Genomic DNA, 11,075 nt, shown 5'->3' on the forward strand with positions numbered 1-11,075 from the left:
GGCTTCGGGTCCGGGGAAATGTGCCGCGAGCATAGCAGCGGCCCTGGCGCGGCCCGGTGAACCGCGACCTCATGGCACGCATGCGAGAATGCCCGGATGGCACAGCTCATCCTGATCGACGGCTCCTCCTACCTCTACCGCGCCTTCCACGCGCTGCCGCCGCTGACCAACGCGCGCGGCGAGGCGACCGGCGCCCTGTTCGGCGTGGTCAACATGCTGCGCGCGACGCTGAAGGCGCAGCCGGAGTACCTGGCCTTCGTCTGCGACGCGCCCGGGCGCACCTTTCGCGATGACATCTACGCCGAGTACAAGGCCAACCGCGCGGCGATGCCGGACGACCTGCGCGCGCAGGTCGAGCCGATGATGGCGATCGTCGGCGCACTCGGTTTCCCGATCCTGTGCGTGCCGGGGGTGGAAGCCGACGACGTGATCGGAACGCTGGCGCAGGCGGCCGCGGCGCAGGGCATCGACGTGACGATCTCCACCGGCGACAAGGACCTGGCGCAGCTGGTCGGCCCGCACGTGAAGCTGATCAACACCATGACCAACACCACGCTGGACATCGCCGGCGTGACCGGGAAGTTCGGCGTGCCGCCCGAGCGCATCGTCGATTTCCTCTCGCTCACCGGCGACAGCGTCGACAACGTGCCGGGCGTGACCAAATGCGGCCCCAAGACGGCGGCCAAATGGCTGGCCGAATACGGCTCGCTGGACGGCGTGATCGCCAGCGCCGACAAGATCGGCGGCAAGATCGGCGAGTACCTGCGCGAGGCGCTGCCCAAGCTGCCGCTCTCGCGCGAGCTGGTGACCATCCGCACCGACCTGGAGCTCGAACACGGCCCGACCGACCTCACCCTGCGCGAGCGCGACACCGCCGCGCTGCGCGAGCTGTTCACCCGCTACGAGTTCAAGGCGGCGCTGAGGGAGCTGGACGCGGAAACGCTCGGCGAACCGGGCCCCGCGCCTGTCGCCGCGGTCGCCCCCGCGCCGCACACGCCGGCGCCGGCGGCGGCCAAACCTGGCGAGTACGAGCTGGTGACCTCGCCCGAACGCTTCGAGCACTGGCTGAAGGTGCTGCGCGAGGCGCCGTTGATTGCCTTCGATACCGAAACCAGCGACATCGACGCCATGCGTGCCGAGCTGATCGGCCTGTCGTTCGCGGTGGAGGCCGGCAAGGCCTGCTACATCCCGCTCGCGCACGACTACCCGGGCGCGCCCTGGCAGCTCGACCGCGACCAGGTGCTGCACGCGGTCAAGCCGCTGTTCGAGGACCCGGCCGTCGCGAAGCTCGGCCAGCATGCGAAGTACGACATCAACGTGCTGTCGCACTACGGCATCGTCGTCGAGGGGCTCAGGCACGACTCCATGCTGGCCTCCTACGTGTGGAACGCCACCGCCACGCGCCACGACATGGACTCCCTGGCCAGCCGTTACCTCAACTACCAGACGATCCGGTACGAGGACGTCGCCGGCAAGGGCGCCAAGCAGATCCCGTTCTCCCAAGTGGACCTGGACACCGCCTGCCGCTACGCCGCCGAAGACGCCGACATCACCCTTCGCCTGCACCAGGCGCTGCAGCCGATGCTCGACACCGTGCCGGCGCTCAAGCGCGTGTACGAAGAGATCGAAGTGCCGCTGGCGCCCATCCTCGCCGGCATGGAACGCAAGGGCGTGCTGATCGACGTCGACGAACTGCGCAAGCAGAGCCAGGAGCTGGGCAAGCGCATGCACGAGCTGCAGCAGCAGGCCTATGCGGAGGCCGGTTGTGCGTTCAGCCTGGACTCGCCCAAGCAGTTGCAGGCGATCCTGTTCGACCAGCTCGGCCTGGCGGCCAAGGTGAAGACGCCCAAGGGCCAGCCCTCGACCAACGAGGAAGCGCTCGAGGCGATTGCCGACGACCACGCGCTGCCACGGCTGATCCTGGACTATCGCGGCCTGGCCAAGCTGCGCTCGACCTATACCGACAAACTGGCCTCGATGGTCAACCCGCGCACCGGCCGCGTGCACACCTGCTATCACCAGGCGGCGGTGGCGACCGGGCGCATCTCCTCCTCCGACCCGAACCTGCAGAACATCCCGGTGCGCACCGACGAGGGCCGGCGCATCCGCGCCGCGTTCGTGGCGCCGGAGGGCTGGGTGGTGATGGCGGCCGACTACTCGCAGATCGAGCTGCGCATCATGGCGCACCTGTCCGGCGACGAGGCGCTGCTGCGCGCGTTCAAGAGCGGCGGCGACGTGCACCGCGCGACCGCTGCCGAGGTCTTCGGCGTGGCGCCCGAGGACATCACGCTCAACCAGCGCCGTGCCGCCAAGGCGATCAACTTCGGCCTGATGTACGGCATGAGCGCATTCGGCCTGGCCCGGCAACTGGGCATCGACCGTGGCGAGGCGAGCGACTACATGGCGCGCTATTTCTCGCGCTTCGCCGGCGTGCGCGCGTTCATGGACGCCACCCGCGAGCAGGCCCACCGCGACGGCTACGTGGAAACGATCTTCGGCCGGCGGCTGTATCTGGAAAACCTCAAGGCGCGCAACCAGGCGCTGCGCTCCGGCGCCGAGCGCGCCGCGGTGAACGCACCGATGCAGGGCAGCGCGGCGGACATCATCAAACGGGCGATGATCGCCATGGGCGCCTACCTTGCCGAACGCAACGACGCGCACATGCTGATGCAGGTGCACGACGAACTGGTGTTCGAGGTGCAGGAAGAGTCGGTGGACAGCATGCGCCAGGCGGTGATCGAACGGATGTCCGGCGCCGCCGAGCTGGCCGTGCCGCTGGTGGTGGACGTCGGCGTCGGCGCAAACTGGGAGCAGGCGCACTAGCTCCGCTTTTGAGCCCTCTCCCCTCTGGGGAGAGGGTTGGGTGAGGGGTCGGGGCTCGCGGGAGAGTTAAAAAAAGCGCTGGCTCCGATGCATTTCCCCGCGAGCCCCGCGCCTCACCCCGGCCCTCTCCCCGGAGGGGAGAGGGCGCAAGATCTCGCGAATGAACCAATCCTGACCTATTCCGACGCCCCCGAACGCCTCCCTTGAAACTTTCCTGACCCGGACGCATCCAATGTTCCGGATGCACGCAACGGCATCCACGGCCCGTCCACCTCCCTGAGCGGGCCACACGGATGCGAACCTCTCCCCTGGGCTTCGCATCCACCCCCGGCCCCGAAGGTTCCCCCTAGCCTTCGGGGCTTTTTTTCGCCCGTTCACGGCCGAGCCCGCTAAGATCAGGTCACACCAACCGAGGAGGCGGCTCATGCGTGCAGGACTCATCATCGTCGGCATCATCCTGCTGGTCGCAGGCATCTGGGTGACCCTGGGCAACGGCAGCTACAAGCAGACCGACACGGTGGCCCAGCTCGGCCCCGCCAAGATCGAAGCGACGCACGAGAAGGCCGTGCCGCAGTGGCTGGGCATCGCCGGCATCGTGGTCGGCGGCCTGCTGACCATCGGCGGTTTCGTCAAGAAGCGCTGAAGTCCGGCGCGCCGCGTACGCGCGGCGCGCTTGACAGGTCCCGGTACAATGAGTCGATGGATGTTTCGTACCTGATCGACTCGCTGAACGACGCGCAGCGCGAAGCGGTCTGCGCGCCACCTGGCCACTACCTGGTGCTGGCCGGGGCCGGTTCCGGCAAGACCCGCGTGCTGACCCACCGCATCGGCTGGCTGACCCAGGTCGAGCGCGTGCCGCCGTGGGCCATTCTGGCCGTGACCTTCACCAACAAGGCCGCCGGTGAAATGCGCGCGCGGCTGGACTCGCTGATCCCCGGCGGCACCACCGGCCTCACCGTCGGCACCTTCCACGGCATCGCCCATCGCCTGTTGCGCCGGCACTGGCGCGAGGCCGGCCTGCCGGAGGGCTTCCAGATCCTCGACGCCGACGACCAGCAACGGCTGATCAAGCGCGTCGTCGCGGGCCTGGGGCTTGACGAGGCGAAGTTCCCGCCGCGCCAGGCCACCTGGCAGATCAACGGCTGGAAGGACGAAGGCAAGCGCCCGGACGCCATCGAGCACGGCAACCACCCGGTCACCCGCACCATGGTGCAGATCTACCAGGCCTATGAGGACGCCTGCCGCCGCGCCGGCCTGGTCGACTTCGCCGAACTGCTGCTGCGCGCGCACGAGCTGTGGCTGAAGAACCCGGCCGTGCTGGAGCACTACCAGCAGCGCTGGCGGCACCTGCTGATCGACGAGTTCCAGGACACCAATGCGTTGCAGTATGCGTGGATCCGGGTGTTGTCGGGGGCGGCGGGATTGGGGATTGGAGATTCGGGATTCGGAAAAGCCGATCCCGCCGTGCCTGGCAGTCCGGCGAATCCCGAATCCCGAATACCGAATCCCGCCTCCGTATTCGCCGTCGGCGACGACGACCAGTCGATCTACGGCTGGCGCGGTGCGAAGGTGGAGAACATGCAGCAGTTCCTGCGCGACTTCCCCGGCGCGCGCACGATCAAGCTGGAGCAGAACTACCGCTCCACCGCCACGATCCTGAAGGCCGCCAACAGCGTGATCGCGCGCAACGGCGGCCGGCTGGGCAAGCAGCTGTGGACCGCGGGAGAGGACGGCGAGCGCATTGCCCTGTACGCCGCCTACAACGAGCAGGACGAGGCGCGCTTCGTCATCGAGCGCATCCGCGAATACGTCAACGAGCACGGCAGCGCCAAGGACTGCGCGATCCTCTACCGCTCCAACGCGCAGTCGCGCAATTTCGAGGAACAGCTGAGCCAGCGCAGCATTCCTTACCGCGTCTACGGCGGCCTGCGCTTCTTCGAGCGCGCCGAGATCAAGGACGCGCTGGCCTACCTGCGCCTGACCGCCAACCGCCACGACGACGCCGCCTTCGAGCGCGCGGTGAACACACCGCCGCGCGGTATCGGCGACCGCACGCTGGACGTGCTGCGCCGCCGCGCGCGGGCCGAAGGCAGCTCGATGTGGGAAGCGGCGCTGGGCGAGCTGACCGACGGTCGCGAGCTGGCCGGGCGCGCGAAGAATGCGGTGAAGGCCTTCCTGGCGTTGATCGACCAGATGGCCAAGGACTTCGCGCCCTCTCCCCTCCGGGGAGAGGGCTGGGGTGAGGGGTCGGGCTTGCCGGAAGTCCCCGCTCCGAACGGCCCCTCACCCAACCCTCTCCCCGAAGGGGAGAGGGCTCAAGGTCACGAGAGCCTCACGCTCGCCGAGCAGATGGACCACGCCATCACCCACACCGGCCTGCGCGACCACTACGAAAAAGACAGCCGCGGCAACGGCGAGGCGCGCGTGGAGAACCTGGACGAGCTGGTCAACGTCGCCAGCCGCTTTGCCATGACGCCCGAAGACGTCGAGGCGGGCCTCACCGAGCTATCCGCCTTCCTCTCCCACGCCGCGCTTGAGGCCGGCGAGGGCCAGGGCGAGGCCTGGGACGACTGCGTGCAGCTGATGACACTGCATTCGGCCAAGGGCCTGGAATTCCCGCTGGTCTTCCTCGTCGGCATGGAGGAAGGCCTGTTCCCCAGCCAGCGCTCGACCGAGGACGAGAGCCGGCTGGAAGAAGAGCGCCGCCTGGCTTACGTCGGCATCACCCGCGCACGCGAGCGGCTGGTGGTCACCCACGCCGAATCGCGGCGCATGCACGGCACCGAGATGCTCGCCCGCCCCTCGCGCTTCCTGGCCGAGATGCCGCCCGAACTGGTCGACGAGGTACGCCCGCGCGTGCAGGTCAGCCGCCCGGTGTATGCCGGCCGCTACACCGACACGTCCTCGCTGCAGGAAGACCTGCCGGTCAAGCTCGGCCAGCGCGTCAGCCACCCGAGCTTCGGCGAGGGCGTAGTCGTCAGCGCCGAAGGCAGCGGCGCGCACACACGTTTGCAGATCAACTTTGCCGAGAGCGGCAGCAAGTGGCTGGTCGCCGCTTACGCCAACCTCACGCCCTTGTAAACCTGAGCGGACACCACGTCGGGGATGGAAGGAGCGCACCCTGCGCGCGACTGCCATCTCGCTCCTCCCCGATCGCGCCATTGCGCCACCACGACCGTTGCCCCCTGCCCGCAGCGCAATTGGCGGCGAATGTCAGCTAATGAGCCCGGGCCCTCCGACTTTCCGGGCGTGGTTCCCGCGAAAGCGGGAATCCATCTCGCTCTGGTAAGCCAAATTCAAAAAAGGACCCCGCCCGCGTTCGCGGGACACGATGTCCGTCGGGGCGGCCGACTTCCTCGCTCCCCTCGGCCGCGCGCGCTCCATACGGTTTATTTCTCCACTTTCGGCGGCCTATCAGATAGCGCCCCGTTTCCGCCCATATGCACCGGCCAAGCCACCCCACGCCACCGCATCGGCACGCCTTCTAAGTGGTTGAATCACCGCTAATTTATCCCACTTGACGCAAGCGTCCTCGGCGGGAGAGGATCGGCGCATATGCCCCGATCTGGGGTCTACTAAGCGTTAGACCTCACAACATGACTCTTCTGCGCGTGCTGGTCTCGATCATTGTTCCTCTCGTCGTCAGTGCTTGCGCTGGCCCGAGGTTGGCCGCAACCGTCGCAAAACCGGCAACTCCGCAAACGGCAGCCGAGTGCACCGCGCGAGGCGGCAACTGGACAACGCTCGGTCTTCCATATCCTGGCAAGCCAAAAGTCTGCGACCTCAAGGCTACTGACTCCGGCAAGGTCTGCTCAGACTCCAGCGAATGCCAAGGTTCGTGTGTTGCACCTGACAGCATTGCCAGCAGCGCTAAAGCAAGCGGCACCTGCTCGGCGTACGTGTCCAATTTCGGCAACGTCAAACTAGTCGAGCATGGCAAAGTTGTGTCGCTCAACGTAGAGTGAGGTCTAACCAGTCATTCGAGGCGGACGGCTTCGCCGCCGCTCAATTCCAGCGTTAGGCCCTTGCTTGGTTGCTCTTTCGCAGCGTGTGCTTCGGCCAAGTCTTTGCCAGCGTTTGGCCCTCCGCACTTGGCCGCTGCCTCTGCAGCAATGCGGAAAGCTCCAGGCATCCAAAGCTGCTAGCGTTGCGTTCGGCGGGGGCTCGCGGTTGTGCTGGCACGGTCGCCCAAGCATGGCGCGGCGCAAGCCCCTAACTCTTCCGTAAGAGACTTCCGATCAACCCCGGATGCATGACGCTTTTGCCCCAGGCCTTCGGGCCACTGCCGGTCATCGTGTTGTCCTCCGAAAGCGTGTGGTGCATATCGATGCAATGCGGTTTCAACGGACGCCCAGACTGCATTTCCGTAAACGGTCGTGTGGAGCCGATGCTGCCGGCTCGGACCAGGGTATAAACCGCACCCAGCGACCTCATTCATTCATCGGGCTGGCCGGCGTGCGGGGATCGGCCGCGACGCGGAATGGACGTCCAGATAGTTAGTCAGGTTCTCGCCGGGTCGGTCTGACCCGTTGTCTACCGCGTCGCACGGACGGTGAATCGAATCGCTCTCAAACGGTGGCGGTGGCTCGCTGATGCCGCGGGTGCTGCAGGCAGGCGTGCGGGTCGTAGTCGACGCCCCGGGCAAGCATCGCCCACACCTGCCGCGCATGCTTGTTGGCGATCGCCACCAGCACCCTGCCGAACGGCAGTCGTCGATCCAGCGCGCGTATCCGCAGTTGCTCCGGTGTGGCCCGCTCGGTCGCTACCGCCTCGGCCCGCTGCAGGCTGCTGCGCGCGCCCTGAATCAGCAGCGTGCGCAGCTAGCCGTCGCCACGGCAGCTGATGGTGCCCAGCCGCGCGCGCCCGCCGGTGGAATGCTGCATCGGCACCAGGCCCAGCCAGGCAGCCAGCTGCCGGCCGTTGCGGAAGTCGGTCGCGGAACCCAGCGTCGCCACCACCGCGTCGGCGGTGATCGGCCCGATGCCGATGATCGCGCGCAACCGCATGCAGCGCGCATCCTGTCGTGCGTGCGCGTCGATGCGGGCGTCGCACGCCTCGATGCGCTCGCGCACCTGCGCCCAGTGGGCCGCCAGGTCGCGCAGCAGCTCGCGGAACTCGCCGGGTAGGCCATCGTGCGCGTCCAGGTCGGCCAGCACCCGGCGCAGGGCCACATCACTCTGCGCCACCACGAAGCCGAACTCCGCCAGCAGGCCCCGCAGCCGGTTGCCGATCGCAAGGCTCTCGGCCTTGTAGCCCTCGCGTATCCGGTGCCACGCCAGTCGCGCCTGCTGCTCGACCGACTTCACCGGCACGAAGCGCATGTTGCCCTGCCGGGCGGCGGTGGCGATCGCCTCGGCGTCGTTGCGGTCGTTTTTGGTGGTGCGGCTCTTGCGGAACGGGCCGACGAACTGCGCGGCGATGATCCGCGGCTGCAGCCCGAGGGCAATACAGCGCCGCGCCCAATGGTGCGCTCCGCTACATGCCTCCATCGCCACCACGGCACCGGCCGGCTGCTGGGCGAGCCACCCGGCAAAGGCCTCGCGCTTCAACTCCTGCCGCCGCAGCACGTGCCCGGCGGCATCCGTCGCGCATACCGAAAAAACCCGCTTCGCCAGGTCCACACCCAGGGTTATAGTGCCCATGGAGACTTCCTCCTCTGCTGACGGTTGTGTCGAAACACCATCATGGCCCTCGAGGCCGAAAGGGGAGGAAGTCTCTTTTTACTCATTCGAGGCGGACAGCTACGCCGCCGCTCAGTTCTAGCGTTAGGGGAATCCACGGTGCGCGGCCAGCGCCCTTACTGCGAAGGACTTGGCAGCTCTTACGGCGCAAGCCCGTGCGGTCGCTCGCATCGCCCCCTAATAACCCGTTCAAGGCGGACGGTTTCGCCGTGCCCAACTCCAGCATTAGCCTATGAATCCGCCTTACACAAGCATCCTCTTCTTTATATTGTTCGCAATGTCGCTTGGCTGGCTGGCCATGGTGCGCTCGCTGTTCGAGTCGCTCGAAGAAAACCACTCTCAGAAGTACGAAGAGATGGGTGAGCCATCGTTGTTCGCCAACAACACAGCCCGCACGAATTGGGCTTTGCTCAGGTTTCTATTCACCAGAGCACCTGAGGCACTCAACGACTCCTCTCTTCTGCTCCAGGTCAACGTGATGCGCGTGTGGCTTCCGCTGCAGTTGGCAGGCTTCGTGTGGCTAGTTATTGTTGCAACAACTAGTCACAACGGCTAACAACTCGTTCAAGGCGAACGGCTCCGCCGCCGCTCAACTCCCGCGTTAGGCCGTAATGAAGCAAAAGCTGCAACTGTTGGCTGCTGTCGCAATGCTCGCTGCTATCACAGGCTGCGATATCGGCTGCGACGACGAGGTTGTTTCCACGGTCCCTTCGCCATCCCACGCGGCCAGCGCAGTCGTGTTCAACCGCAACTGTGGAGCAACGACCGGCCTCAACACCCAAGTATCTTTAGTGCGGGCAGGTGCAGCACCTTCAGGCGGTGGCAACGCCCTCATCCTAGATGGCACGGTTCCACTCAAGCTGCGTTGGGTCTCGGAGTCTAGGCTGCTGATCACGGGCCTCGGCTCAGCCAAGATATTCAAGCAAGAGCAATCGGTAGCCGGCGTCTCCGTAGCCTATGGTAAATAGGTGGCCGCCTAACAATTCAAGGCAGGCGGCTTCGCCGTTGCTTAACTCCAGCGTTAAGGCCAAGACATACGCCATCATAAAATGGACAGAGGACGACTTGGCGAAGACATATTTTCGGTGCGCTTTCCGTACTGTTACTCATCTCCCTGGCATCACACCCGGAGCTACGCCTGCCCCTTCCCTTCCTGGATGCAGTCGGGCCCGGCTTGTTCGTAGCACTTCTGAGCACCCAAGCTCTAATGTTATTGGGAGACACGTTCAAGCCTTATCTACTTCCTCTTTGGCAGAGATCGCTGCCTACCATTCATCCGCTTGGGAGGTCATTCCGGTGCTGGGCAGTATTCAAAGCGCCGCTACAGATCCTCAGTACCGCGCTGCACAGCCACAGTGGCGTTTTTGGCATTACGTCTGGGCTCAATTGTCGGCTACTTGGCACACTCCCCAGCTAGGCCCGGAATATCCACTCAGGCCGAGGCCGCCTCGCGGCCTGGCTTAACCAAGACGTCAGGCCCCGCATGAAAAAATTCGCAGCCCTCGCACTTCTGATTCTGCCGATTCAATCTTTCGCTGCTGACAAATGCATGGATACAGCGAACACAGACACAGAGATCGAAGAGTGCGCATCACAGGAGCTAGGCCAGGCAGATTCCGCGTTGGACTCAGCCTACGAGGCCGCATTGGCCGAGCTGGACAAGATGGCATCAGACGGCGACGAGGGGGCGGCTGAAGCAAAGAAGCAACTGATATCGGCGCAGCAGAAGTGGGATGACTTCCGAAAAGCTGACTGCGACGTGACATTCTTCATGAACGTGGGCGGCTCGATCCGCATTCCAGCAACCATGAAATGCATGGCAGATCATGCAAATCAGCGCCGCCAAGTGCTACAGCATCTTTTTGACTGAGCCATCTCGCGGTTAGTCCTGTCAACGGATTCAAGCGGAAATTTTTTCGAGGCCACTGCCGCTCAGCGTCCGGCAGCCTTTCGCAGGACGTGGATGAGGCGATCGGGCCAGCACACCGACGGAAATCACCGTGACCCGGATCCGCCCAGCCCAACCCAGTGACGCCAGGCAGCTCTGCGAGTTGGCGGAAGCTACGTTCAGGGACGCATTCGGCTTGGAGAACACGGCCGCGGACATGGATCTTCATTGCCGGACGAATTACGGCGAGGCGATCCAGGCGGGGGAGATCGCCCGGCCGGACATGCTGACGCTGCTGGCCGAGGAGGACGGGCGGCTGGCCGGCTTCGCACAGCTCCGGCGGGGCGACGCACCGGGTTGCGTGACGGGCTTGGAGCCGGGCGAGATCCAGCGGCTGTACGTGGTCCGCGACCGGCATGGCAAGGGTGTCGCGCAGGCGCTGAGCACGCGTGCATCGGAGCGATGCGGGCACGCGGTTCGGACGTGGTCTGGCTGGGAGTGTGGGGACGCAATCCGCGGGCGATCACGTTTTACGGGAAGGCTTGCCAGAGGCGCTCCTGAAAGCGGGCCCCGAAGACCGTAGCCGCGCGCTCCGCTCAGCCCCCACCCGTCTGTCGGCACCTTGTAAGTTAATCCCCTCACGCCAGACCGTTACACCTTAGGTCACCAGACCGTGGGGAAGC

The 11,075-nt window shown here is 65.6% G+C and carries 8 protein-coding genes and 1 pseudogene; 8 read left to right on the plus strand and 1 reads right to left on the minus strand.

Annotated features, from left to right (window positions below; all coding sequences use genetic code 11):
- The first annotated feature begins 96 nt into the window (after positions 1–96).
- The 4 genes from polA (at position 97) to J7I44_RS13545 (ending at position 6,788) form a co-directional block, all read left to right on the plus strand.
- Positions 97–2,823, plus strand: a complete 2,727-nt coding sequence (gene polA / locus J7I44_RS13530) for a DNA polymerase I (protein ID WP_209621843.1) — start codon at positions 97–99, stop codon at positions 2,821–2,823.
- Positions 2,824–3,247: 424 nt separating this feature from the next.
- Positions 3,248–3,466: a hypothetical protein gene (locus J7I44_RS13535; RefSeq protein ID WP_209621845.1), complete on the plus strand. Its 219-nt coding sequence runs from the start codon at positions 3,248–3,250 to the stop codon at positions 3,464–3,466.
- Positions 3,467–3,522: 56 nt separating this feature from the next.
- A complete protein-coding gene (locus J7I44_RS13540) occupies positions 3,523–5,904 on the plus strand; it encodes a 3'-5' exonuclease (protein WP_209621847.1) in 2,382 nt (793 codons plus the stop codon).
- A gap of 515 nt (positions 5,905–6,419) precedes the next feature.
- Positions 6,420–6,788 (plus strand): hypothetical protein, encoded by a 369-nt coding sequence (locus J7I44_RS13545; protein WP_209621849.1) that lies wholly within the window; start codon positions 6,420–6,422, stop codon positions 6,786–6,788.
- Positions 6,789–7,391: 603 nt separating this feature from the next.
- Here the strand turns inward: J7I44_RS13545 and J7I44_RS13550 are convergent.
- A pseudogene (locus J7I44_RS13550) lies at positions 7,392–8,465 on the minus strand (IS110 family RNA-guided transposase).
- 271 nt (positions 8,466–8,736) lie between these two features.
- On the opposite strand from J7I44_RS13550, the gene J7I44_RS13555 reads away from it, so the two are divergent.
- From J7I44_RS13555 to J7I44_RS17000, 4 genes are all read left to right on the plus strand, one after another.
- On the plus strand, positions 8,737–9,060 hold the full coding sequence (locus tag J7I44_RS13555) for a hypothetical protein (protein ID WP_209621852.1): 324 nt from the start codon (positions 8,737–8,739) through the stop codon (positions 9,058–9,060).
- A gap of 55 nt (positions 9,061–9,115) precedes the next feature.
- Positions 9,116–9,472, plus strand: a complete 357-nt coding sequence (locus tag J7I44_RS13560) for a hypothetical protein (RefSeq protein WP_209621855.1) — start codon at positions 9,116–9,118, stop codon at positions 9,470–9,472.
- 515 nt (positions 9,473–9,987) lie between these two features.
- Positions 9,988–10,374: a lysozyme inhibitor LprI family protein gene (locus J7I44_RS13565; protein WP_209621856.1), complete on the plus strand. Its 387-nt coding sequence runs from the start codon at positions 9,988–9,990 to the stop codon at positions 10,372–10,374.
- A 130-nt stretch (positions 10,375–10,504) separates the two neighbouring features.
- On the plus strand, positions 10,505–10,975 hold the full coding sequence (locus J7I44_RS17000; RefSeq protein WP_209621858.1) for a GNAT family N-acetyltransferase: 471 nt from the start codon (positions 10,505–10,507) through the stop codon (positions 10,973–10,975).
- Positions 10,976–11,075: the final 100 nt, after the last annotated feature.

Origin of the sequence: Frateuria flava, from assembly GCF_017837635.1 — a bacterium.
In the GTDB taxonomy this organism is placed as follows: Bacteria; Pseudomonadota; Gammaproteobacteria; order Xanthomonadales; family Rhodanobacteraceae; genus Frateuria_A; species Frateuria_A flava.